Origin of the sequence: Methylorubrum subtropicum (assembly GCF_038442325.1) — a bacterium.
GTDB lineage: Bacteria > Pseudomonadota > Alphaproteobacteria > Rhizobiales > Beijerinckiaceae > Methylobacterium > Methylobacterium subtropicum.
On record NZ_JBBXMW010000024.1, the window covers coordinates 25,791 to 49,377 of the forward strand.

Here is a 23,587-nt window from a genome sequence, read left to right on the forward strand (position 1 = left end):
GGAGGAAGCCCGAAGGCCGGGGAGGCCTTCGGGCTTTTTTGTTCGTGTGCGTCGAGGCTTACGACGGAGCCTTGCCGGTGTTCTGGGCCGGCTGGGGCGAAGGGGCGTTGGTCGTGTCCGGCGTCGCGTTCGAGCCGGTGACGGCCGGGCCCGTGGTGGACGGGTTCACCTTGGCCTGGGCCTTCTGGTCGTGCTGCGCCGTGTCCGGCTTCGGCGCCGCCTTCTGCGGGTTCGCCGCGACCTTGTCCGGCACCATGGCGATGTCGGCGACATCGAAGCGCATCCGGCCCTCGGCCTGCTTCAGGACGGCGTTGGCCTCGTAATACTTGCCCTGTCCGATCAGCGACGCGGCCTGATGCACGTCCTCGGTGGTCTTGGCCAGCGGCAGGACGGCGACCGTGGTGTTCACGTCGATGCCGGCGAGCCGCAGCTTCTCGGCGGCGCCCTTCTGGTCGCCGGCCTTCAGGCTGTGGTTGGCATCCGCGATGGCCGCGTTCTTCTCCGGCGTCGGCACGAAGTCCTCGCCCAGCGTGATCTGGCTATCGACCGGCAGCCATGCCACGGCCCCCTTGTCGGCGGTCTGGGGCGCCTTCGTGCCCGCGGGCGGCTTCAGCGCGGCCTCGGCCTTGGTGAACACGGCGTCGTCGGTCTTGGCCCGGTCCAGGGCGGTCTGCGCCCGCTCGATCATCGTCTTGGCCTGCGCCGGCTCCGCCTCGAACAGGGCGAGCCGCGTGCCGCCGATGTCGCGCAGGGCCGCCGCGCCGTCGGCGGAGAGCTTGAGCACGTCCCGATCCGCGGCCTTCCGGGCCGGACTTTCCTTCATCGGGCTCTGGATCGCGGCCGGCGGCGCCGTGTGCTCGGCGGCATAGGCCGCGCCGCCCAGGGCGGTGGTGGCGACGAGGATGCTGGCGAGGAGCGTGTGATGTTTCATGACCGGATCTCCTGATGAGAGCCTGTCCGGCTTCGGCGGTCGTTGTTTCGTGATCGTCGGCCTCGGCTCTGTCGGGAAAACGCGGTCCCTCGGCGGGTGTTGCGTGAATTTTGCGTAATGATCCGGACAGCGTTCGGATATGATTGAATTAATAAGAATAAGGGATCGCGGTGCCGGGTGTTGCGTCGACGAGGACTTGTCGTGTCCCCGGTGGCCGGACTCGACCGCTGCCGTGCGGGCGCGACTGGAAACGCGGCGAATCGGCGCCTATCCTGGCTTGCATGACCAGCGTTTCCCTGGACGACGCCTCGAGCGACCTCGCCGACCTCACCCGCCGCGTCGAGGCGGGCGAGACCATCGTGCTGACCCGCGCAGGCCGGCCCGTGGCCGACCTCGTGCCGCACCGTCCACGGGGTGGGATCGATCTGGAGGCGGGCTACCGCTATTTGCGGGAACAGGGCCTGCCGGACCCATTCCCCTACGTCGCCGACGATTTCGACGCGCCGCTCCCGGAAGATTTTCTGCTCAAGCCGCTGCCCTGACGTGCGGTTGCTCGTCGATACCCATGTCCTGATCGGCCTCTCGACCGGGCAACTGCAGAGTCGCCACCCTGCCATCGCTGCGGGCGTTGCCGGCGGCGCTCATGATATCGCCGCAAGCGTCGTCAGCCTCTGGGAGATCGCGATCAAAACGCGGCTCGGGAAGCTGAATCCCGGTATGCCGCTGTCCAATCTTGCGGTGTTCTTCGAGACGGCCGGATTCTCGATCCTGCCGATCAATCGCGATCACGCGGTCGCCGAGGTGTGGCCCGAACCGTCTACCCGTGATCCGTTCGACCGCCTGCTCCTTGCACAATGCAAGGTCGAGGTGCGGCTGTTGGTGAGCGCGGACGGCGCCCTCGTCGGGCATCCGTTGGTCGCCGACAAGCTATAGACCCGCCATCTCGCTGTCTTCGCTTGATGCGGAAGCTTCAGCAGAGCCCTTGCCCGACAACGGAGAGTCACACCGCGGCGGCGGCGAGTCTCGGCGCCTCGTCCACAACAGCAGCGCCGCTCGGCGGCCAGATGCAGTCGCGGCCGGCGCGTTTGGCGGCGTAGAGGGCGGTGTCGGCGGCCTCGATCAGGGCGGAGAGCGGGGCGTCCGGGGCGACCACGCCCGCGACGCCGAAGCTCGCGGTCACGATCCGCTCAGGTCCGAGGGCCGGATGCGGGATCGCCGCCGCGCGAAGAGCGCGGCGGATGTCCTCGGCGAGCGCGCGGGCCTCATGCGGGTCCCAGCCTGGCAGCAACACCAGCATCTCCTCGCCGCCGTAGCGGAAGGCGAGGCCGGAGCGCCCTTGCGCCGCCTCGGCGACGATGGTGCTGATGCGGCGCAGGCAGGCATCGCCCTCGGTGTGGCCGTAGGCGTCGTTGAACGCCTTGAAGCGATCGACGTCGAGCAGGATCGCCGTGACGACCTGCGGTGCGGCCGCGGCCCGGTGCCAGAGGGCGTCCGCGCTCTCTTCGAGGTGGCGGCGGTTGTAGAGGCCGGTCAGCGCGTCGATGCGGGCGATCTGCATCAGCTGGTCGTGCAGGAGGCGGCTGCGCAGATTGAACAGGAACGAGCGGCGCTCCGACCGTTCGAGGAAGTAGGCGGCCAACAGGAGCAGGATGCCGCCGATGACGAAGAAGACCGCATTGGTGACGAAGGTTTCCGGCGTGAAGATGCCGGCCAAAGCCGTCGTGACCAACTGGATCGTGATCATGACGGTCAGAGACAGTGCGGCGTAGGCGAAGCGCAGGCGCTGGATGATCGACGAGAACATGATCACCAACAGGCTGCCGTATTGGTAGATCAACCGGTCGGAGCTTTGGCTGAAGATCTGGATCGTCATCGGCAAGCTGACGGCCAGGATGCCACCCGATGCCGCCAGGGATTCGCGCACGTGAACGTGCCGAAACCGGCTGGCCGCGACCATCATCAGAATCAACGCGGGCGTGAAGATTCCGAGGCGGGCCACGACCATCTCGGTGAAGCGGTCGCTGAGCACGAGATAGTCGGTGATGAGCGTGATGTCGTACAGGATGATCGCGAGGGAGCCGCAGATCACGAACATGCGGGTGCGCTCATCGGCCGTCTCGCGCTCGAACGCGCGTTCGAGGGCCGGCGGAAAGGCGAGCCGGAACGAGCCCGAGGCGAGCTGCCTGTCGATGTCTCCGCTGCAAATCCCTGGGGCGCAGGAAGTCATGCCGCATCCCGAGCCGCACGGATCAACGACAGGTATGGTAGTGTGCTCGGCTTAAGGACGGGTAAACGGTGCCGCAATCGACTGTGAATCGAGACCAGTCTCAATAGAGCATCGGCCGCCATATTGTATTAAGCGTCATTCGACTCGTGTTCGGTGATCGGCTGGCGGCCGTTGTGGTCAGGCGAAATCGGAGAAGCCGCCTCGGGCGATGTCGGGCTGCGCCGCCAGGGCCACGGATTCGGCGGCGATGAGGGCGTCGCGCTCGGCGGCGTAGGCGTAGCCCGGCGCTTCGCCGGGGAAGCCGCCCGCGGTGGCGGGGTGGGTGTAGAGTTCGGTCAGTCCCTCGGGCAGGTGGCGCAGGAGGCCGGCGACGCGGGGCGGCGTCATCGCGCCGGACCATGCGAGGCCCAGCGTGCGGTCGGGGATGAGCAGACCGGCTTGGCGGGCGCGCACGGCGAGCAAAGCCGACCAGGGGGCGATGTCGAGGGCCGGCTTGGGGCGGACACCGGGTTCGGCCCGGCGCAGTAGGTCGCGGGGCTCGCGGGGGACGCGCAGCGCCCGCATGCCGTAGCGGGCGCCGACGGCGAGCACCGCGCCCGCGATCAGCGGATGGACGTGGAAGTGCTTGTGGGCGTTGACGTGATCGAGCGGCAGGCCGGTGGCGCGGTACGCTTCGAACTGCGCGGCGATCTCGGCGGCGAGCTGGCGGCGGGCGGATCCCTTGGCGGCGAGGTCGAAGCCGAGGCGGCCCATGTCGGCGCGCATCAGGCCGCGCGCGTCGGTGAGGTCGGGCAGCTGTGCGGCGGGCAAGGTGGGCCACGCCTCGACCAGCACGAGATGGAGGCCGACGCGCAGCGACGGCATCCGCCGCGCCCGTGCGACGGCGTCGGCAGCGGCGGGGGCGGAGACCATCAGGCTCGCGGCGGTGAGGACGCCGTCGCGGTGGGCCTGCTCGACGGCCTCGTTGACCTCGCGGCTCAGGCCGAAATCGTCGGCGGTGACGACCAGTCGCTTCAAGCGGTGTCCCTCGTCATGGGTGTCGCGGGTCCAGGGTGGAGCCCTGGAAACGGAAATGGCCGGGCCTCACGGCCCGGCCATTCCTGTTCTCGACGTTCGCGCGGACTTACGCGGCGGCCTTGCGGTCGCGCAGGAAGTGCCAGAACTCGACGCCCTCGCGCAGGCGGCGCTTCATCATGTCGGGCGAGCGGACCATCTCGCTGACGATGGAGGCGATCTTCGGGGCGCGGAAGTAGAACTTCTTGTAGAACTCTTCGACGGCCGAGAAGATCTCGTTGTGCGACAGGTGCGGGTAGTGGAGCGGCGCGATCTGGACACCGTTCTCATCGACGAGCTCGGCGTTCTCGACGTCGAGCCAGCCGTTCTCGACCGCCTGCTTGTAGAGGAAGGTGCCCGGATAGGGCGCGGCCAGCGACACCTGGATGGTGTGGGGGTTGATGCGCTTGGCGAAGGCGATCGTCTCCTGGATCGTCTCCTTGGTCTCGCCGGGCAGGCCGACGATGAAGGTGCCGTGGATGGCGATGCCGAGGTCGTGGCAGTCCTTGGTGAACTTCTCCGCCACCTCGACGCGCATGCCCTTCTTGATGTTGTTGAGGATCTTCTGGTTGCCCGACTCGTAGCCGACCAGAAGCAGGCGCAGGCCGTTCTCCTTGAGGACCTTCAAGGTCTCGCGGGGAACGTTGGCCTTGGCGTTGCACGACCACGTCACGCCGAGCTTGCCCAGCTCACGGGCGATCTCTTCGGCGCGCGGCAGGTTGTCGGTGAAGGTGTCGTCGTCGAAGAAGAATTCCTTGGTCTGGGGGAATTCCTTGAGGCAGTACTTGATCTCCTCGATCACGTGCGCGACCGAGCGGGTGCGGTACGTATGCCCGCCGACGGTCTGCGGCCAGAGGCAGAAGGTGCAGCGGCTCTTGCAGCCGCGGCCGGAGTAGAACGAGATGTAGGGGTGCTTGAGGTACCCGATGAAGTACTTCTCCATCTCGAGGTCGCGCTTGTACACGCTCGTGACGAAGGGCAGCTGGTCCATGTCCGACATGATCTCGCGGTCCTCGTTGTGGACCACGACACCGTTGGCGTCGCGATAGGACAGGCCCTTGATCTCGGCCATCGGCACGCCGTCGGCGACTTCCTTGACGGTGAAGTCGAACTCGTTGCGGGCGACGAAGTCGACCACCGGGGCCTGGGCCATCGAGCCGGCGGCATCGACCGCGACCTTGGCGCCGATCAGGCCGGCGATCAGCTTCGGGTTCGCCGCCTTCAGCGCCTCGATGCACTTCACGTCCGACTTGAAGGACGGGACCGAGGTGTGGAGCACCACGAGGTCGAAGTCGTTGGCCTGGGCCACGACTTCGTCGATCTTGATGTTGTGCGGCGGCGCGTCGATCAGCTTGGAGTTCGGCACCAGGGCGGCGGGCTGGGCCAGCCAGGTCGGGTACCAGAACGACTTGATCTCGCGCTTGGCCTGGTAACGGGAGCCTGCGCCGCCGTCGAAGCCGTCGAAGGTGGGGGCCTGCAGGAAGAGCGTGCGCATGGGGTTCAAGGCCTCAAGGCTCGGGCGTTGAGCAATAACGGTGAGTTTGAGCGAAGCTCAGACGGAGGTGGCGCCGGTCTCGTGACCGAGGCCGTGTTCCGGGATCAGCGTACCGTCCGCAACCACACGGTAATCGTGACCTTTCCATGTCACCGCACCCGAGACGAAGCTCCAGGTGAAGTTGATGAAGGACAGCATGTCACGTATCGGCAACAGCCAGTAGGCGTGCGGCGCCAGCCCGAAGGCGCGCTCGATGCGCAGGCAGAGCAGGACGCGGCACGCGAGCGCGAGCGCGGCCACCGCGAGCGCGGCGTTGCCGGCGCCCGGCATCAGCGCGGCGATGAGCGCCAGCGGGAAGGCGTGGGTGACGAAGGAGCCGGCATAGCCCGCCGGATCGACGTTGCGGATCGTGCGGTTCCAGCGCAGCTCGTGCCGCCACAGGCCGGACAGCTCGGTGTCGACGCAGGCATGCCCGATGGTGAAGGTCGGGATCGCGACGAGGCCGCCGTCGCGGCGCAGGGCCTCGCCGATCATGTAGTCGTCGGCCAGATCGTCCTTGAAGGCGCGAAATCCCCCGATCTTGTCGAGCGATTCGCGGGTCATCGCGATGGTCGAGCCGAAGCAGGGCTTGGCGAGGCCCAAGCTCGTGCCGACGAGGACGTTGGGCACGAAGCCCACGTCGATGGCGAGCGCCGAGAGCTGGGCGCACAGGCCCCGCTCGGCCGGCTCGCCGTGATAGAGGCAGGTGACGCCGGTGATTCCGGGGCGCGACAGCTCGGCGACGATGCGCTCCAGATAGTCGGGGCGCACCGACATATCGCTGTCGGCCAGCACCACGGTCTCGTGGGCGATTCGGGCTGACATATTGATGAGGTTCGAGACCTTGCGGTTCGAGCCGTGTTGGCTCGCATCCACCACGAGATCGAGGCGCAGCGCCGGATAGGCCGCGCGCAGGCGCTCGACCACGGCGATGGCCGGGTCGGCGGCGTTCTGGACGCCGAACACGATCTGGACCGGGCCGGCATAGCTCTGGCGGCAGAAGGTCTCGAGGTTCTCGAACAGGTCCGGCTCGATGCCGCAGAGCGGCTTGAGGATGCTGACGCCGGGGCGCGGGGCATCGGAAGCGAGCGTCGGCGCCGTGCGGGCGGCGAAGCGGCCGGCGAGTACGGCGGCGAGCAGCGCGTAGAGGCAGCCGGCGAGCGCCGGCACGAGGAAGAGCGACGAGATCCAGGCCGTCATCTCGGTCAGGTCCATGGCGCGCCGTCGCTCTTGTCTTTGTTGTCGGGCCGCCGAAGCGGAGCTTTTTTGGGGTTGAGCCGGGAGGCTCGACGTCCGGCGGACGCCTACTTGCTGCCTTTGGCCAGCATGCCGTCCGTGCGCTCGCGCATGAACTTCAGGAGGCCGTCGGCGCCGCCGGTCTTGAGCGGCTCGGCGAAGCCCGCCCGCATGGAAGCGACTTCGCTGACATTGCCGTTGAGCAGCACGTCCTGCACGCGGTTATCCGCGTTGACGACGTAGTCGACGTCCGAATCGTCGCCGTCCTTGTTGGACACACGGGTCGAGACGATGCGGTTCGGCCCCCTGACCTCGCTCTGCGGCTTGATCTCGAATTTTCCGCCCGCGGCCTGGGAGAGGCGGTTGGCGTAGAGGGTGACGAAGTACTTGCCGAACGCTTCGGTGAGGGCCGCCTGGTGCTCCGGCTTGAAGGTCTTCCACTTCGGGCCGACCGCGGTCGAGACCATGGCGTTGGTGTCGAAGGTCGCGGCGAGCGTGTCGCCGACGGTGGCCAGTCGCGTCTTGAGATCGCCCGCGCCGTTCTTCAGCGCTTCCTCGAACTTGGCGTAGAGCTTGGTGACCGGCGCGACGGCGGGGTCCTCGGCGGCCCGCAACTCGCGCGGGGCCCCACTGAGGGCGAGCACCGCGAAGGCGGCGAGGAGGGTGCGGCGGTTCAGGCGCACTTCTGGAGGGCTCCGGGCTCGTTGTCGGGGGCAAGGGCGGCCTGGCGGCCGGCGGGGAAGCCGTAGGCGGTCGCCCGCGGCGTCGCAAGCGGCGGCGTGACCGGGGCCGCGGGCTCCGGGCGGCGGCCGAGGCGGGCGCGGATCGCGGCGAGCCCGGAACTGACGGCGTCCGACGGGGCGGCCTCGGTGCCGCGTTCCATGCCGTGCCAGAGGGCGAGGCTCGGCAGGCCCACCGCGAGGTCGGCGACGCGCTTGACCAGCGAGAGGGCGAGCGCGGCCTCGGCCGGAATGCCGAACAGGGCGCAGAGCGCGATCAGACCGCCCTCCTGCGCGCCGATGGCGCCGGGGACGACGAAGGCGGCGCCGCGCACGGCCTGGGCGAGGCTCTCGATCACCAGCGCCTCGACGAAGGTGACCGGGTGACCCATGGCGTTGAGGGCGATGTAGACTTCCAGCGTGCCGATGATCCAGCCGACGAGGTGGATCAGGATCGCGCCGCCGACGCGGGCGTGGTTGGCGTAGAGCCGGCGCAGGTTGTCGTAGAGCACGTCGATGGCGCCGAGCGCGCGCCATTCGCGGGCGGCGGCGAAGCGCGAGAGCGCGCCCTCGATCAGCCGATGCCCGCTACGCCGCTGGATCACGTAGAAGGCGGCGAGCGCAGGGATGGCGATGACGACGCCGCCGGCCACCGTGCGCACCACCGGCCCGTCGCCGGTGAAGTGGACGAGGAGCGCGAGGCCGGCCACCGTGAACAGGAGCTGGGTCAGCGCCTGGGTCATCAGATCGACGAACATGCTGGCGCCGGCCATGCCGCCGGGGGTGCCGCGGCGCGTCAGCAGGCGCGCGCCGATCAGGTCGCCGCCAACCTGGGCCACGGGGAGCAGGGTGTTGATGCCCTCGCGCACGAAGCGGAGCTGGATGCAGTCGCGCAGGCTCGGCCCGGCGCCGCGCGGGAACACGACGTGCCAGCCGAAGCCCGCCCAGGCGACCGCGACGAAGCGCGCGACCACGACCGCGAGCGCGCCCCAGCCCGCGCCGACGAGGGCGGCGCCGACATCCGTCACGCCCGAGGACAGGAACAGCGCGAGCGCCGTGACCAGTCCTGCGATCGACGCCAGTGTGGTGAGACGCTTCATCAGCCTCTTTCGACCTTCGCGGATCTTCGTCGAGGGGCTTGTGTTGTCGAAATCCCACCGCCCCGGACTTCGAAAGCGTGGCGGCAGCGGGAAGGGTCTCGGCAGGTTGCAGCTTTACCCTGCCCTGTCTATCACCCGATTGACACACCGGGGAGCAAAGCGGCGCCCGCGGTGGAACTGGAGCGACGAATGTCGCCGGACGCCGCTTCTATGGAGCCGAGAATGGATCGCGAGCCGCAGATCACGGCGGAATCCGCCCTGATCGACGACCCGTCGACGCGGGGCTACGCCGATCACGGTGCGCAGGGCGGCGTGCCCGCCCCCCGCAGCCCGGTGATGGCCTGGAACGAGTGGGACCCGCTGGAGGAAGTGATCGTCGGCTCGCTCGACGGCGCCACGATCCCGACCCACCACCTCACCGTGATCTTCAACCTGCCGCGGGCGGCCCAGCCGTTCTACCGCTTCGCCTCCGGCTGGAAGTATCCGAAGTTCATGAAGAAGCTCGCCCAGCAGGAGCTGGACAACTTCATCAACATCCTGGCGGGCGAGGGCGTGAAGGTGCGCCGCCCCGACACGGTGGACTTCTCGAAGAAGTTCAAGGCGCCGCGCTGGACCTCGCGGGGCTTCTGCGTCGCCTGCCCGCGCGACCCGTACCTCGTCATCGGCGACGAGATCATCGAGAGCCCGATGTGCTGGCGCTCGCGCTACTTCGAGGGCGACGCCTACCGCTCGCTGTTCAAGGAGTACTTCCGGGCCGGCGCGCGCTGGACCTCGGCGCCGCGTCCGCAGCTGACCGACGACCTCTACAACTACGACTACCGGGTGCCGAACCTGAAGGCCGGCGAGCCGATGCAGTTCACGGTCAACGAGTTCGAGCCGGTGTTCGACGCCGCCGACTTCGTGCGCTGCGGCCGCGACCTGTTCGTGACCCGCTCCAACGTCACCAACCTGATGGGCATCGAGTGGCTGCGCCGCCACCTCGGCCCCGGCTTCCGCATCCACGAGATCGAGAGCCGCTGCCCGCAGCCGATGCACATCGATTCGTCGTTCATGCCGCTGGCCCCGGGCAAGGTGCTGGTCAACCCGGACTACATCGACGTCGAGAAGCTGCCCGCCGTGCTGAAGAAGTGGGACGTGCTGATCGCCCCGCGCCCCGACCCGGTCTCGGGCTTCATGAGCAAGATCTCGATGTGCTCGCCCTGGACCTCGATCAACGTGCTCGCCATCGACGAGAAGAAGATCGTCGTCGATCAGAGCCAGCCGACGCTGATCAAGGCCCTCAAGGATTGGGGCTTCGACCCGATCCCGGCGCCGTTCCTCAGCTACGGCCCGTTCGGCGGCTCGTTCCACTGCGCCACGCTCGACGTGCGCCGCCGCGGCGTGCTGAAGTCCTACTTCTAGGCGCTCGCCCTTGCGGGCTCGGAGGCGTGTCCCGGCAACGGGGCACGCCTTTCTTCGTGCGACCGCAGGCCTCACAAGATGATCCACGCGGTGTTCCACCGAACCATCAAAGGTGACGGCGGAGTATCATCCCGTTCTGTACGATAGCCGACAATCGCAGGAACGAGGCTCGGCACGCCTGTGAGTGAGAGCGCGCGGCGCTCCCGCCTCACACGTACCCCAAGGCTTCTGCGCGCGATGCCGCGATATCATTTTCACATCCACGACGGCCGCACGATCATCGATACGGATGGGCTGGAACTCGCCGACGCCGCGCAGGCGCGGCGCATGGCGATCCGGATCTCCGGCCAATACTTCGAGGACGAGGCCGACCTCATCGCGCTCGGCGAGGAGTGGCGCATGGAAGTCACCGACGCCCGCGGCCTGATCCTGTTCCGCCTCGACTTCGTCGTGACGAGCGCCGCCGCGGTCGGCGATTCCGTTCAGGCGTGAGAGGGCGTCAGGACAGCCATATCCCGAGGCGGCGCTGCTCCATGCGTCGGCGCAAGGGCAGCTTGGCCCGGAAGGCGTCTGGGGAATGCGGGATGCCCTGCCGGTCCGCGATCCGGATATCCGAGCATCCGTCCTCGGCCCAGTCGTCAGCGAGGCACATGGCACTCGCCGGGTTGCAGCGGGTCGCCCTCCGCGGTTGGCCGTGCAGGTCGGCGGAGATCGTGAAGGGTATGGTCTGAGGCGACATTGCGGAACCTCACAGGTTCGTGAATGTCCTAGGCCAACGTCCCGGATGCCGGCGGGTGCCGGGAAAAACGTAGACAAACGTACATTTCTCGTCCGCGCCGAGGGCCAAGCGCGCCGGTCATTCCCCGGCGAGACGGTCGCGCGACCGCAGGGCCCGGCGGTAGGCGGTGCCGGCCACGACCAGCGCGCCGCCGTACTGCACGAACCCGCCCTCCATCAGCCCATCCGGTGCGAGATGGGCCTGGATGGCGAGCCGCGTCAGGGCGTTGAGCGCCAGCAGCGCGAGGCAGAACAGAGCCGAGGCGAACAGGGCGGCGACAAAATCCGGCATGGCGAGGCCTCCGACGGGAGCCGGCAAAGCTTAGCAAGGCCCGAGCCAGATTCGCCGTTGCGCCGGTGCATCACCCGGCGGGCGGACGCGTCGCGACCATCGAGGGCCGCTCGCCGACCTTCGCGAACCACGCCGCCAGTTCCGGGGCGTCGTCGCGCCACGCGATGTCGGAGAAGCGCAGGTCGAGGTAGCCGAGCGCGCAGGCGAGCGCGATGGTGCCGATGTCGATGCGATCCCCCAGGTCGCCGGCCCGCTCCTCGAACCACGCCAGCGTGGTCTCGATCTTGGCGCTCTGGCCCTTGATCCAGGCAGCCGAGCGCTCGGCTTCCGGCCGGGCGGTCAGCTCGTAGCGGATCAGCAGGGCGGCATCGAGCACGCCGTCGGCGGCCGATTGCTCGTTCAATGCCCGCCAGCGCGCCGCGCCCTCGCTAGGGAACAGGCCGCCGCCGGCCAGGGCGTCGAGGTATTCGCAGATCACCCGGCTGTCGGCCAGCGCATGGCCCGCGTCGTCGATCAGCGTCGGCACCTGGGCGAGCGGGTGCTGGGCCAGCACCGCGCGGTCGCGCTCGACCGGGTGGACCTTGCTCGGCAGCCATTCGATGCGCTCGGCGAGGCCGAGCTCGTGGGCGACCACCATCACCTTCCGGACGAAGGGCGAAGAGTGCGAGTGGAACAGCTTCATCGGCGACCGGGGACTCGTTTGCGATAGGGAGAAGGATCAGCGCCGCGCGGCGGCGTCGGGGCTCGTCGGCGCGTGAGCTTTCGGCACCTCGACGCCGAGGCGCTTGACCGGCCAGCCGTCGCTCCAGCGCTGCATGTCGCTGAAGGCCGGGTTGGCCTTGAGGCTGGCGGCGTCCTTGCCCGTGAAGGCGGCGGCCGCCGCCATGTCGAAGCTGCGCCAGAAGGCCAGGAAGTCGAGGCTGTCGGCCCGCGCGTTGTTGATCTGGGCGACGAGCTGAGTCTGCTCGCCCGAGAGCGCCATGTCGGCCGACCAGCGGAACGGCGGCGGCTTCTCGCCCGGCGGGTCCGGCGGCAGCTTGATCGCGCCCGAATCGTAGGCCGCGTCGAGCCCGGCGGGCGAGGCCAGCGTCGCGGTGAGCGCCGGGAAGCCGTGATCGTCCGACAGCGCCCGCACGAACAGCTTGCGCTCCGAGGGCACCGCGGTCGCATCGCGCAGGATCTTTCGCGCGGCCGCGTCGGCCGCTCTGGCATCCTTGTCGCCGATCATCGTGACCAGCATCGTGCCGGGATCGATGGTGTTGAGTTCGCCCAGCGGGATGCCGCGGGACTTGGCGTCGCGGGCGATGCCGCCGGGCATCACCGCGAAGACGAGCTTCGGGGCGGGCAGGCCGTTCTGCGCGGCCTCCGCCGCGATGTGGGCGGCGAGCGGCGCGCCGGCCAAGTGGCCGATCAGGGCGATGCGGCCGGTATCGGGCTTGGCATCCGCATCGTTTCCGAGGTCGGCGAGCGCGGATTTCACGAGGCGCGCCGCGATTGCCGGCGCATCGGAGGGCTTGGTGCGGTTCACCTCCTGGAAGCGGGGGAACAGCACCAGCCAGTCGTTGCGGGCGAGATGGTCGATCCAGGCGCCGTAGGCCTGCGGGTTCGGCGCGCCCCAGGCGTGCAGGAACACCGCCACCGGCCGCCCGCCGGACGGCGCGGGCCCGGCCTTGTGGAACACGAACGAGGCGGCGCTGGCCCGGCCGACCGCGCGCTTGGTGATCGTTGCGGCCTTGTCGCCGACGCCGCCCGGCCCTTCGGCCGGCTGCACCGGCGGCGTAGCCCCCTGCGCCGGCGCGGCGGCGAGGGCGGCCAGCAAGCCCAGGATAGCGGGCATGGCAGCGAGGCCGGAACCGGACTTCGGGCGCATCTCACTCTCGAACGGCACGATCGGATCGGCCCCACGGGACCGTGAGCGCCTGAATAGCAGATTCTTCGGGAGAGGCGACCGATACGCCGACCGCTCGCAGAAGGGACGGCCGCATGGCCGGGCGCGAAGAGCGCCCCGCGCAGCGGCCTCGGCTATGCCGAGGCGTCTAGCGGAGCGAGCAGCCTAAGCCCGCGGATGCGGGCGCCGGCGCTTGAGGCCGACAGCGTGATCATCGCTGCAAGCGATGATCACGCGAAGCTTACTGCGCGTCCTTCACCCGGCGGCATTCCGTCTTGAGGTAGCTCGTCTTGCCGACCTCGTCGCGCAGGTCCGTGCGGGCGATGATCTCCTGCCAGCCGCTGGTGCAGCCGAGTTCGTTGGCGACGCGCACCTTGCGCACCTCGCTCGCCCGGTCGTCGGTGCAGGCCTCCTGCGGCACGGCATTGGCGCAAACGAGGACGACGGCGATGAAGGCGCTCACGGGACGAATCTCCGGATTCTTGTCGTTTGAGACGCTTACGCGCGGAACCCCCTCTAAGTTTCAGCCGGCCTCGGCGACGATGTCGGCCCGAAACGTCGTCCCCTCGACCGGGTTGGCGATCCAGCGCGTGCGGCCGACGCTCATATCGTGCCCGGCGTGGAAATGGCCCGAGAACCAAAGATCGGGCCGCTCGGAATCCGCGAGGTCGTCCAGCACGGTGGTGGCGTAGAAGGCCGGCACCCACCACGGCACGCCCGGCGTATCGCGAAACGCGTCCGCGGCGAGCGGGCTCGGGGGATGGTGCGTCACCGCCACCGTCGGGCCGGCATGGGGTTGGCTGAGCGCTTCGAGGAAGGCCGCCTTCTCGGCCCGGTGCGCCGCCATGGCGTCCGCGGGCGACCACGCCGTCCGGTCGGCCTTTCGGATCGAGCCGCGGTACTCGCGCGAGCCGGTGACCGGGTCGGTCATCCGCGCGGCGGCATAGGCGACCGGGTCGGCGGGGCGGTCGGGCGTGTCGGCGGTGAGCCAGCGGCCGGCGAGCGACCAGTCGCTCCACAGCGTGGTGCCGACGAAGCGCACGCCCGCGATCACGGTCGCCTGCCCGCCCTGCAGCAGGTGGATGCCCGCGCCCTCGTCGTTGCGGCGGGCCACGGCGCGTTCCAGCGCGGCGAGCAGGTCCGGCGCGGTGCGCGCGTCGCCGGTCGGGGCGTAATGCTCGTGGTTGCCCGGCACCAGCACGATCGGCCGGCCCTCGGCGAGCGCGACGAGGAAGTCGATCCCCTTCTCAGGATGGCCCTCGTGCAGGTCTCCGGCGCAGACGAGCACGTCGAAGGGCAGGGTCGGCCGCGGGATCGCCTCGGGCCGGCGGCGTTCGAGATGGAGGTCGGAGAGGGGGAAGAGGCGCAGCACGAGAGGTCAGGCCCGCGCTTGCGCCGCGGCGGCCTGCCGCTCGCGGCGGGCGGCCTTGAGGATGTCGAAGGCCGAATCGGCGTTGATGATCGCGATGCCGAGCGCCGCGACGAGGTCGGGCCAGGGTGAGAGCGTCGCGGCGGTGACGAGCCCGGCGACGATGATCGCGACGTTGGCGGCCACATCGTTGCGGGCCGAGAGGTAGGCGGCCCGCGTCAGGCTGCCGTGGCCGTCGCGGTGGCGGGCGAGCATCAGGGCGCAGGCGAGGTTGACGAGCAGCGCGCCGACACCGGTGATCGTCAGCGGCACCGGATCGGGCGCGACGAAATCGGCGAACTTCTCGTAGGCCGCGTAGGCCGTGGCAAGGCCCGGCACGAGGATGATGAAGGCGAGCGCCGTGCCGAGCCGCGCCCGGTTGCGCAGGCTCCAGCCGAGGCCGGCGAAGATCAGCAGGTTGATCGCCGCGTCTTCCATGAAGTCGAGGCTGTCGGCGATGAGGGCTACCGAGCCGATGGCCAGCGCCACCGTGATCTCGATGCCGAAATAGCCGAGATTGAGCGCCGCCACGCGGGCGACGACCGGGCGCAAGGCGGGCGTGGGAATCGGACGGGGCACCGGAGGTCGTCTCCGTGGGCGGGAAGCCGCTGATTGCCCCGCCGCCCGGCCGCTGTCGAGAGCTTGATCCGGCGCGGGCACCCTCCGTCCAAACGCCATCTGGATTTGCGCCCGCGCCTGTGCGAGGCGAAAGCTTTGCCGCGTCGCGCGGCGCCCCGGCCTCGGCCGGAACCCTGGGGAGGCCTCCGGATGTTGCCCGAACTGCGCGTGCTCTATTTCGAGGATCTCGAAGTCGGGCTGACCGAGATCCTGCACAAGGAAATCTCCTCCTCCGACGTGGTGGGCTTTGCCGAGATCACCGGCGACCGCAACCCGATCCACCTCTCCGAGCACTTCGCCGCCCGCACGCCGTTCGGCACCCGCATCGCCCACGGCCTCTACACCGCGGGCCTGATCTCGGCGGTGCTCGGCACCCGCCTGCCGGGGCCGGGCGCCGTCTACATCTCGCAGACCCTGAACTTCCGCGCGCCCGTGCGCATCGGCGACACCGTCGAGGTGAAGGTCGAGGTGGCCGAGCTGATCCCCGAGCGCCGCCGCGCCCGCCTGAAATGCACCTGCTCCGTCGGCGCCGAGGTCGTGCTCGACGGCGAGGCCCTGGTGAAGGTGCCCAAGAAAGAGGAGGCGGACCCGCTCGCCATGCGCATGGGCGGTGGCCGCCCGGCCTGAACTTGCCCGCGCCGATTCCCCTCGACGATTCCGAAGACCCGCGCCTCGCGCCCTACCGGGCGATGCGCGAGCGCGACCTCGTCGGGCGCCAGGGCCGCTTCATCGTCGAGGGCGAGGTGACCCTGCGGCTGCTGTTTTCCGAAGCCGCGCGTTTCCGGGCCGAATCGGTGCTGCTGGCGCCCGAGCGCTGGCCCGGCCTGGCGCCGTTCCTCGAGAACGGCCCGCCGGTCTACCTCGCTGGCCGGGACGTGATGAGCGCGGTGACGGGTTTCCCGATCCACCGCGGCGTGCTGGCGGTGGGCCTGCGCGGGGCCGAGCCCGAGCCGGATGCCCTGATCCCGCCGGCCCCTGCCCCGGCGCTGGTGCTCGGCCTCGTCGGCCTGACCAACCACGACAATGTCGGCGGCCTCTTTCGCAACGCCGCCGCCTTCGGCGCCGACGCGGTGCTGCTCGACGCCGCCACCTGCGACCCGCTCTACCGCAAGGCGATCCGCGTCTCGGCCGGCGCGGCGCTCACCGTGCCCTTCGCCCGCGCGGCGAGCGGCCCCGCCCTCCTCGACCTCGCCGAACGCCACGGCCTGACGCCCCTGGCGCTGACGCCGGGCGGGGGCGAGGCGTTGGAGACTCTGGAGCCCCCTGCCCGCGCGCTGCTGCTGCTCGGCACCGAGGGGCCGGGCCTGCCCCAGGCCGTGATGGACCGTGCGCGCTGCGTCCGCATCGCCATGGCGCCGGGCTTCGATTCGCTGAATGTCGCGACGGCCGGGGCGATCGCGCTGCATCGGCTGGCGGGGAAGCGGCTGCTGGGCGGGGACGAGTTCATCCACGTGTTCCGCGCCATGCGGGGAACGGTGGACCCGGACATCGACCTCGAATTCTAAAAACCCCACCGCCCGCCTGTGGACGGCACCTCCGGTTCGGCGACCGATCGTTGGGCCGGCGTGTTAAGGGAGCGGGGCGCCGCCAGCGGGGAAGCGAATGGGCTACGAGATCGACCTGGGGCGGGCCGGCGAACGGCCGGCGGTGATGGACCTCACCGAACTGCTGGCGACCCGCCTGCTCGTCCAGGGCAATTCCGGCTCCGGCAAGTCGCACCTGCTGCGCCGCCTCTTGGAGCAGAGCGCCGGCCTCGTGCAGCAGGCGATCATCGACCCCGAGGGCGATTTCGTCACGCTCGCCGAGCGCTACGGCCATGTCGTGGTCGAGGCCGACGGCAACGAGAGCGAGCTTTTACGGATCGCCGCTCGCGTGCGCGAGCACCGGGTCTCGGTGGTGCTGTCGCTCGAAGGGCTCGATGCCGAGGACCAGATGCGGGCCGCCGCCGCCTTCCTCGGCGGGCTGTTCGATGCCGACCGCTCGCTCTGGTACCCGATGCTCGTCGTCGTGGACGAGGCGCAGCTCTTCGCGCCGGCCGCCGCGGGCGAGGTGTCGGACGAGGCCCGCCGCCTCTCGCTCGGCGCCATGACCAACCTGATGTGCCGCGGCCGGAAACGAGGCTTGGCCGGCATCATCGCCACGCAGCGGCTCGCCAAGCTCGCCAAGAACGTCGCGGCGGAAGCCTCGAACTTCCTGATGGGCCGCACCTTCCTCGACATCGACATGGCGCGTGCCGCCGACCTCTTGGGCCTTGACCGCCGCCAAGCGGAGATGTTCCGCGACCTCGCCCGCGGTCACTTCGTGGGCTTAGGCCCGGCGATCTCGAAGCGCCCGCTGCCGATCGCGGTCGGCGCGACCGAGACCGAGAGCCGCAATTCCGCCCCCGCCCTGCTGCCGCTGCCCGAGATGGGCGAGGCCGCCCGCGCCCTGATCCTCACCGCAGCCCCCGGCGAGGACGCCAGACCCTTCCCCGCGCCGCGGCCCAAGCCCGCCCGGCCCGCGAGCCCCGACGTGCTGGTCCAGCTCGCGAGCTACCGCCCGCCGGTCCGCGAGGACTTTTCCGAACCCGAGCCGCTCGATCCGGCCGAGCGCGAGGCGGCGATGGCCGAGGTTCTGGCCTCGGTGCTGGCCGATTCGGACGCCGTCGCCTGCACCCCGGCGACGCTCTATCAGGACTTCACCGTCCGCTGCCGCATCCGCCGGATCGGCGGCGAGGCGATGAGCCTGTCCGAGTTCAAGCGCCGCCTCGCGGTGGCCCGCGCCGGCGTCGGCGGCGCGACCGCCGAGGGGCCGGAATGGGAGCGGGCGCAAGCCATCGCCGCGGGGCTGCCCGACGACCTCGCCGGCCTGTTCCTGCTCATCGCCCGCACCGCCATCGAGGGGGCGCCCTGCCCCTCCGACGCCTCGCTCGCCCAGGCCTACGGCACGTCGTCGGCGGGCCGGGCGCGGCGGATGCTGGCCTATCTGGAGGAGCGCGGCGCCATCGTGATGCGGCGCGACCTGCGCGGCTCGCCGATCATCGCCGTGCCCGATCTCGACGCCGAGACCGGCCCGCAGATCGGCGCCGCCGCGGTGGTGCCGCTGCGCCGCCGTTAAGGTTGCGCCGGACTTCACCTGCGGGGAGACTGCGCGCGACAATCCGCACCCCTTGCCGGGCGCGCGGATAAGGCCAAGATTGGCCCGACACGGACGGGAATGGGAGCCTCGGGGCGTTGCTTCAGTCGCGGGAAGGGTTGCGGGCGCTCACCGGGCGCCGCGTCGTCGTCGTCGGGGCCGGCCCCGGCGGGCTGGCTTCCGCGCTGCTGCTGGCCAAGGCCGGCCTGCACGTCACGGTGATCGAGCGCGATGCGGTCGTGGGCGGGCGCACCAAGACCGTCGAGGCGCCGGGCGGCTACCGCTTCGACATCGGCCCGACCTTCTTCCTCTACCCGCAGATCCTGGCCGACATCTTCGAGTCCTGCGGCGAGCGACTGGAAGACCACGTCAAGCTCGAACGGCTCGATCCTCAGTACAATCTCGTGTTCGAGGGCGAGGACGGCATCTCGGGCCAGATCCGCGCCACCGGCGACGTGCCTCGGCTGAAGGCCGAGATCGCCCGCCTCGCGCCGGACGACGCCGAGAACGTCGAAAAATTCTTCGCCGAGAACCGGACCAAGCTCGACTACTTCAAGCCGGTACTGGAGCAGCCGTTCGACAACTTCCTGTCGATGGCGAGCCCGGCGATGCTGGCGGCGCTGCCCCACCTCCATCCCGGCCGCAGCGTCGACAAGGATCTGCGCCGCTATTTCGCCGACCCGCGGGTGCGCCTCGCCTTCTCGTTCCAGACCAAATATCTCGGGATGAGCCCGTTCCGCTGCCCGAGCCTGTTCACGATCCTCTCGTTCCTCGAATACGAGCACGGGGTCTACCACCCGGTCGGCGGCTGCGGCGCGGTCTCCGAGGCGATGGCGGGCTTGGCGCGCCGCATGGGCGTCGACATCCGCCTCGACACGAGCGTCGAGCGGGTGCTGTTCGAGGGCAAGCGCGCCTGCGGCGTGGTCGTCGGCGGCGAGACGCTCAAGGCCGACGCGGTGATGATCAACGGCGACTTCGCCAAGACCATCCGCGACCTCGTGCCGGAGGAGCGGCGCCCGCGCTGGCGCGACGCCAAGATCGACAAGGCGCGCCTCTCCTGCTCGACCTTCATGCTCTATCTCGGCATCGAGGGGAAAATGCCCGACAGCCTCGGGCATCACACGATCCTGTTGTCCAAGGAATACGAGCGCAACATCAACGAGATCACCGGCGGCATCCTGCCGATGCAGCCCTCGATCTACGTGCAGCACGCGGGCTTCACCGACGGCGGCATGGCGCCCCCCGGCCACACCGCCCTCTACGTGCTGGTGCCGGTGCCGAACCTGAAGGCGGACGTCGATTGGGCGGCGGTCGGCCCGGCCTATCGCAAGCTGGTGCTGGAGCGGCTGAAGCTTCTGGGGCTGCACGACATCGAGGATCGCATCCGCTACGAGCGCGTCATCGACCCGCGCGGCTGGCAGGACGAGTTCGCGGTGCACGAGGGCGCGACCTTCAACCTCGCCCACGATCTGCTGCAGATGCTGTGGTTCCGCCCCCACAACCGCTTCGGGCCGGGGCTTTACCTCGTGGGCGGCGGCACCCATCCGGGCTCCGGCCTGCCGGTGATCTACGAGGGCGCGCGCATCTCCGCCCGCCTGCTGATCGAGGATCTGGCCCGCGAGAAGGCGCCCGCCATCCTGGCCGAACTGCCCGCGACCTCGCCGCTCGCCACCGGCGAGCCGCATTGATGCGCGCGATCGCCGTCCTGATCGCCGGGCTGGCGCTGGCCGGCCCGGCCCGCGCCGCGAGCCTGGAGGTGATCGTCGAGGGCGCCGAGCCGGGTGCCGGCGCGGTCTACGTCACCCTCTGCCAGGGCAGCCTGACGGAAGCCGGCTGCCGCCAGGGCCAGGACGCCCCGGCGCAGGGCGGCGCCCAGCGCTTCCTGTTCCGCGATGTGCCGGCCGGCCCCTGGGCGGTGGCGGCTTATCAGGACCTCGATGGCGATGGACGGCTCGGGCGGACCCAGCTCGGCCTGCCGCTGGAGCCCTACGGCTTCTCCGGCGCCGCCGGACGCCGCGCCCGGCCGGATTTCGCGCAGGCCGCCTTCACCCTCGCCGAGCCCGGCGGCGCCTTGCGGGTGCGCCTCGCCCGCGCCCTGCCCCGTCGCTGATTCCCTTCCCGTGAGCGTCCCGTCGCCCCTCGTGCGCGTCGAGGGCGCCGCCCTCGCCTTCCGCGGCCGGCCGGCCCTGCGCGGCCTCGACCTCACCGTGGAGGCCGGCACCACCCTGGCCCTGCTCGGGCCGAACGGGGCCGGCAAGTCCACCCTGATCCGCCTGCTCGCCGGGCGGCTCGCTCCGGATTCCGGGAGCATTCGGGTGCGCGGCGGCGACCCGCACGGTGATCGCGCGGTGCGCGGGCGCATCGGCTACGTGCCGCAGGAGATCGCGCTCTATCCGCGCCTGAGCGTGGCGGAAAACCTCGACGTGTTCGCCCGCCTCGCCGGGCTGGGGCGCGGCGCCCGCCGTGAGGCGGTTCGATCGGTGCTCGCCCGCTGCGCCCTCGAAGCGGTCGCCGGCCGCCCCGTCGCCACGCTGTCGGGCGGCTACCAGCGCCGGGCCAACATCGCCGCGAGCCTGCTCGCCGCCCCCGACCTGATCCTGCTCGACGAGCCGACGCAGGGCGTCGATCTCGACGCCCGCGCCGCGATCCACGCGGTGCTGGCGGGCCTGCGCGCGGCCGGTGCGGGCGTCATCGTCAGCACCCACGATTTCACGGAAGCCGAGCGTCTCGCCGACCGCGTCGCCATCCTCGGCGAGGGCCGCCTGCGGCTGGCCGGCGATCTCGCCGCGCTGATGCGCCCGCTCGCCGCCGCGCCCCCGGAGCATGAGGCGGTGATGGAGGCGGCCCCCGATCCGGCGGCGCAGGCGGCGCTCCGCGAGGCCGGCTTCGCCCCGGAAGCGGGCGACGCCCGGCTCTGGCGCGCCGACCACGGCGCCGCGGGCGGGCTCGACGGCGCGGCCCTGCTGGCGAGCCTGCGCGGGCGCGGCGTGCCCGCGGCCGAAATCCGCGTCCGCCGCCCCGGCCTCGAAACCCTCTACCGCGACGCCCTCGGCGCATCGGAGGCGGCGGCGTGATCGCGGCGGCGTTCCGGGTGATGTGGCTCTCGCTGCTGCGCGACCGCGCCGCGCTGACGATGGCCTTCGTCCTTCCCACCGTCATCTTCACGATCTTCGCCGCGATCTTCTCCGGCGCGCTGGGCGACCGCGTCCGCATCCATCTCGGCCTCATCGACCTCGCCCAGACCGCCACGACGCAGCGCCTCGCCACCGCCTTGGAGGCCGAGCCGAGCTTGCGGGTCGAGCGCCTGCGCGCCGCGGATGTCGAGGGCGCGGTCGCCGCGGTCCGCCGCGGCGAGGTCGATGTCGCGCTCGTCCTGCGGGGTGAACTCGCGGCGCAGAGCGGGACGGCGCCCGCCGACCAGCCGGTGGTGCTGGTCGAGAGCCCGGCCCGCGCGCTCGCGAGCCCGATCGCGCTCGGCCAGCTCCAGCGCGCGCTCAACGGCGCGCTGCCCGACGTGGTGCTCTCGCGCATCGTCGCCGACGTGGAGCGTTCGGGAAAGATCGGCGCCGACGAGCGCGCCTTCCTCGACGAGGCGTTCGCCGAGCAGCGGGCCAAGAAGGAGCCGTTCTCCTTCGCCAACCTCGTCGAGACCCGCTCCGCGGCTACCGGCCGCGGCAACGAGCGCATCAGCTACTATGCCGGCGCCATCACCGCCGTGTTCCTGCTGTTCGCCGCGATGCAGGGCGCGCTCTCGCTGGTGGACGAGCGCGAAGGCGGGCTGGCCGACCGCCTCGCCGCCGGCCCCGGCGGGTTGCGGGTAATCGTGCTCGGCAAATTCCTGTTCCTGCTGCTGCAGGGCATCGTCCAGGCCGGGCTGATCTTCACGGCGGCCGCCCTGCTCCACGGCGTCGATGTCTCCGGCCACTGGCTCGGCTGGCTCGTCACCTCGGCGCTGGTCTCCGCCATGGCGGCCGGGCTGGCGCTCGCGGCCTGCGCCCTCTCCTCCACCCGCCAGCAGGCCCATCTCGCCGCGACCTTCGGCGTGCTGCTGCTCTCGGCGGTGGGCGGCAGCATGGTGCCGCGCTTCCTCATGCCCCCCTGGCTGCAACAGGCCGGCTGGCTCACCCCCAACGCCTGGGCGATCGAAGCCTACCAGACCGCGCTCGGCGAAGGCGCCGCCGCGGCGTGGCCGGCTTGGGTCGTGCTGGCCGGGCTGGCGGGAGCGGGGCTCGCGGCAGCGTTGGGGTTGGTGGGGCGGCGGACACGCTGAGGCGGATCGCCCCGCGGCCTCCCGCCCCCGCGACCGGAACAGGCAAATCTGGCACAGCCCCGGTCCGGGCTTCGCCGCGCTCGGGTTCACCGCACCGAGGACGCGATGCCGCGCCTGCTGATTGCCGACGGGAACGACCGCGACGGCCGCGCCACGCGCCGCGACGTGCTCGGCCGGACCACCGCCGAATCCTTCGCCGAGGTCGTGACCGACCTTGCCCCGCACGCCGAGTGCGTGCTGATCGCGCCCGCCGACGCCGACGCTGCCCTGCCCGTGGGCCTCGGCCTGCACGAGGCCGATGGGTTGATCGTCACCGGCTCGACCCTGCGCCTCACCGAGGGCGGTCCCGCCGTCGAACGCCAGCTCGACCTGATGCGCGCGGCGTTCGCCGCCGGTCTGCCGATCTTCGGCTCGTGCTGGGGCATCCAGGTCGCCGCCGCGGTGGCGGGCGGCACGGTCGGCCCGAACCCGCGCGGGCCCGAATACGGCTTCGCCCGCCGCCTCGCGCCGACAGCGGAGGGGGCCGGCCATCCCCTGCTTGTGGGCCGCGGTTCGGCCTGGGACGCGCCCGCGATCCATTCCGATTCGGTGCTGGCGCCGCCGCCCGGCGCCCGCGTGCTCGCCGCCAACGCGGTGCTCGACGTGCAGGCCATCGAGATCCGCTTCGCGCGCGGCCTGTTCTGGGGCACGCAGTACCACCCGGAGGTCGATCCCGACGAACTCGCCGCGATGCTGACGCTCAGCGCCGAATCCGTGGTCGAGGCGGGGCTCGCCGCGGATGAAGCCGCGGTTGCGGCCTACGCCGACGAGGTGCGGGCGTTGGGCGAGGGGGATGCGCAGGCCCGTAGCCGCCTCGCGTGGCGCCACGGCCTCGGGCCCGATCTGCTCGATTCGGGGCAGCGCCGCCGGGAGATCGGTAATTTCCTGGCGCGGCTGTCCACACGTTGAGGTGTTTTCCGGGGGCAGCGCGACCGGGTGGCACGTTGACCCGCCGCATCCCGCATCTAGCTTTGCCGTGT

25 protein-coding genes are annotated in these 23,587 nt (G+C 70.7%); 12 read left to right on the top strand and 13 right to left on the bottom strand.

What is annotated here, in order from left to right:
- Nucleotides 1–58 precede the first annotated feature (58 nt).
- Complete coding sequence (locus tag AAHG03_RS23425) at nucleotides 59–931, bottom strand: YfdX family protein (protein ID WP_342153616.1); 873 nt, start codon at nucleotides 929–931, stop codon at nucleotides 59–61.
- 281 nt (nucleotides 932–1,212) lie between these two features.
- On the opposite strand from AAHG03_RS23425, the gene AAHG03_RS23430 reads away from it, so the two are divergent.
- Together AAHG03_RS23430 and AAHG03_RS23435 are read left to right on the top strand one after the other, a co-directional pair.
- The gene (locus AAHG03_RS23430; protein ID WP_342153617.1) at nucleotides 1,213–1,473 is read left to right on the top strand and encodes a type II toxin-antitoxin system Phd/YefM family antitoxin; all 261 of its coding nucleotides are present in this window, start codon (nucleotides 1,213–1,215) and stop codon (nucleotides 1,471–1,473) included.
- Between the two features lies 1 nt (nucleotide 1,474).
- Nucleotides 1,475–1,864, top strand: a complete 390-nt coding sequence (locus tag AAHG03_RS23435; RefSeq protein WP_342153618.1) for a type II toxin-antitoxin system VapC family toxin — start codon at nucleotides 1,475–1,477, stop codon at nucleotides 1,862–1,864.
- A 67-nt stretch (nucleotides 1,865–1,931) separates the two neighbouring features.
- On the opposite strand, the gene AAHG03_RS23440 is transcribed toward AAHG03_RS23435, so the two are convergent.
- The 6 genes from AAHG03_RS23440 to AAHG03_RS23465 form a co-directional block, all read right to left on the bottom strand.
- Nucleotides 1,932–3,158 (bottom strand): GGDEF domain-containing protein, encoded by a 1,227-nt coding sequence (locus AAHG03_RS23440; protein ID WP_342153619.1) that lies wholly within the window; start codon nucleotides 3,156–3,158, stop codon nucleotides 1,932–1,934.
- A gap of 177 nt (nucleotides 3,159–3,335) precedes the next feature.
- Nucleotides 3,336–4,175 (bottom strand): hopanoid biosynthesis-associated protein HpnK, encoded by an 840-nt coding sequence (hpnK, locus tag AAHG03_RS23445; protein ID WP_342153620.1) that lies wholly within the window; start codon nucleotides 4,173–4,175, stop codon nucleotides 3,336–3,338.
- Nucleotides 4,176–4,281: 106 nt separating this feature from the next.
- On the bottom strand, nucleotides 4,282–5,706 hold the full coding sequence (hpnJ, locus tag AAHG03_RS23450) for a hopanoid biosynthesis associated radical SAM protein HpnJ (RefSeq protein ID WP_342153621.1): 1,425 nt from the start codon (nucleotides 5,704–5,706) through the stop codon (nucleotides 4,282–4,284).
- A 57-nt stretch (nucleotides 5,707–5,763) separates the two neighbouring features.
- Nucleotides 5,764–6,960, bottom strand: coding sequence for a bacteriohopanetetrol glucosamine biosynthesis glycosyltransferase HpnI (hpnI, locus tag AAHG03_RS23455; RefSeq protein WP_342153622.1), 1,197 nt, complete (start codon nucleotides 6,958–6,960; stop codon nucleotides 5,764–5,766).
- 89 nt (nucleotides 6,961–7,049) lie between these two features.
- Nucleotides 7,050–7,664, bottom strand: coding sequence for an MlaC/ttg2D family ABC transporter substrate-binding protein (locus AAHG03_RS23460; RefSeq protein ID WP_342153623.1), 615 nt, complete (start codon nucleotides 7,662–7,664; stop codon nucleotides 7,050–7,052).
- On the bottom strand, nucleotides 7,655–8,800 hold the full coding sequence (locus tag AAHG03_RS23465; protein ID WP_342153624.1) for an HpnL family protein: 1,146 nt from the start codon (nucleotides 8,798–8,800) through the stop codon (nucleotides 7,655–7,657). The genes AAHG03_RS23460 and AAHG03_RS23465 overlap by 10 nt, the downstream gene beginning before the upstream one ends.
- Before the next feature lie 222 nt (nucleotides 8,801–9,022).
- Here AAHG03_RS23465 and AAHG03_RS23470 point away from each other — a divergent pair, with 222 nt between their 5' ends.
- On the top strand, nucleotides 9,023–10,201 hold the full coding sequence (locus AAHG03_RS23470) for an amidinotransferase (protein WP_342153625.1): 1,179 nt from the start codon (nucleotides 9,023–9,025) through the stop codon (nucleotides 10,199–10,201).
- 237 nt (nucleotides 10,202–10,438) lie between these two features.
- A complete protein-coding gene (locus tag AAHG03_RS23475; RefSeq protein WP_342153626.1) occupies nucleotides 10,439–10,693 on the top strand; it encodes a DUF6894 family protein in 255 nt (84 codons plus the stop codon).
- Between the two features lie 364 nt (nucleotides 10,694–11,057).
- On the opposite strand, the gene AAHG03_RS23480 is transcribed toward AAHG03_RS23475, so the two are convergent.
- The 6 genes from AAHG03_RS23480 to AAHG03_RS23505 form a co-directional block, all read right to left on the bottom strand.
- Entirely contained in the window at nucleotides 11,058–11,270 is a 213-nt protein-coding gene (locus AAHG03_RS23480; RefSeq protein WP_342153627.1) for a hypothetical protein, read from the bottom strand.
- Nucleotides 11,271–11,340: 70 nt separating this feature from the next.
- On the bottom strand, nucleotides 11,341–11,952 hold the full coding sequence (locus tag AAHG03_RS23485; RefSeq protein ID WP_342153628.1) for a glutathione S-transferase: 612 nt from the start codon (nucleotides 11,950–11,952) through the stop codon (nucleotides 11,341–11,343).
- Between the two features lie 36 nt (nucleotides 11,953–11,988).
- Nucleotides 11,989–13,140, bottom strand: a complete 1,152-nt coding sequence (locus AAHG03_RS23490) for an alpha/beta hydrolase (RefSeq protein ID WP_342153663.1) — start codon at nucleotides 13,138–13,140, stop codon at nucleotides 11,989–11,991.
- 259 nt (nucleotides 13,141–13,399) lie between these two features.
- On the bottom strand, nucleotides 13,400–13,621 hold the full coding sequence (locus AAHG03_RS23495) for a hypothetical protein (RefSeq protein WP_342153629.1): 222 nt from the start codon (nucleotides 13,619–13,621) through the stop codon (nucleotides 13,400–13,402).
- A gap of 60 nt (nucleotides 13,622–13,681) precedes the next feature.
- The gene (locus AAHG03_RS23500) at nucleotides 13,682–14,530 is read right to left on the bottom strand and encodes a metallophosphoesterase (RefSeq protein WP_342153630.1); all 849 of its coding nucleotides are present in this window, start codon (nucleotides 14,528–14,530) and stop codon (nucleotides 13,682–13,684) included.
- 6 nt (nucleotides 14,531–14,536) lie between these two features.
- Complete coding sequence (locus tag AAHG03_RS23505; protein ID WP_342153631.1) at nucleotides 14,537–15,145, bottom strand: cation transporter; 609 nt, start codon at nucleotides 15,143–15,145, stop codon at nucleotides 14,537–14,539.
- 189 nt (nucleotides 15,146–15,334) lie between these two features.
- Here AAHG03_RS23505 and croR point away from each other — a divergent pair, with 189 nt between their 5' ends.
- From croR to AAHG03_RS23545, 8 genes are all read left to right on the top strand, one after another.
- Nucleotides 15,335–15,811 carry a 3-hydroxybutyryl-CoA dehydratase gene (croR, locus tag AAHG03_RS23510; RefSeq protein WP_342153632.1) on the top strand — a complete coding sequence of 159 codons (477 nt, stop codon included), beginning with the start codon at nucleotides 15,335–15,337 and terminating at the stop codon, nucleotides 15,809–15,811.
- A gap of 2 nt (nucleotides 15,812–15,813) precedes the next feature.
- Nucleotides 15,814–16,689: a TrmH family RNA methyltransferase gene (locus AAHG03_RS23515; RefSeq protein ID WP_342153633.1), complete on the top strand. Its 876-nt coding sequence runs from the start codon at nucleotides 15,814–15,816 to the stop codon at nucleotides 16,687–16,689.
- A 97-nt stretch (nucleotides 16,690–16,786) separates the two neighbouring features.
- Nucleotides 16,787–18,280, top strand: a complete 1,494-nt coding sequence (locus tag AAHG03_RS23520) for an ATP-binding protein (RefSeq protein WP_342153634.1) — start codon at nucleotides 16,787–16,789, stop codon at nucleotides 18,278–18,280.
- Nucleotides 18,281–18,396: 116 nt separating this feature from the next.
- Entirely contained in the window at nucleotides 18,397–19,986 is a 1,590-nt protein-coding gene (gene crtI / locus AAHG03_RS23525) for a phytoene desaturase family protein (RefSeq protein ID WP_342153635.1), read from the top strand.
- Nucleotides 19,986–20,408: a DUF2141 domain-containing protein gene (locus AAHG03_RS23530; RefSeq protein ID WP_342153636.1), complete on the top strand. Its 423-nt coding sequence runs from the start codon at nucleotides 19,986–19,988 to the stop codon at nucleotides 20,406–20,408. Before crtI ends, AAHG03_RS23530 begins: the two co-directional genes overlap by 1 nt.
- Before the next feature lie 10 nt (nucleotides 20,409–20,418).
- On the top strand, nucleotides 20,419–21,372 hold the full coding sequence (locus AAHG03_RS23535; protein WP_342153637.1) for an ABC transporter ATP-binding protein: 954 nt from the start codon (nucleotides 20,419–20,421) through the stop codon (nucleotides 21,370–21,372).
- Nucleotides 21,369–22,568, top strand: a complete 1,200-nt coding sequence (locus AAHG03_RS23540; protein WP_342153638.1) for an ABC transporter permease — start codon at nucleotides 21,369–21,371, stop codon at nucleotides 22,566–22,568. Before AAHG03_RS23535 ends, AAHG03_RS23540 begins: the two co-directional genes overlap by 4 nt.
- Before the next feature lie 105 nt (nucleotides 22,569–22,673).
- Nucleotides 22,674–23,516 (top strand): type 1 glutamine amidotransferase, encoded by an 843-nt coding sequence (locus AAHG03_RS23545; RefSeq protein WP_342153639.1) that lies wholly within the window; start codon nucleotides 22,674–22,676, stop codon nucleotides 23,514–23,516.
- Nucleotides 23,517–23,587 lie beyond the last annotated feature (71 nt).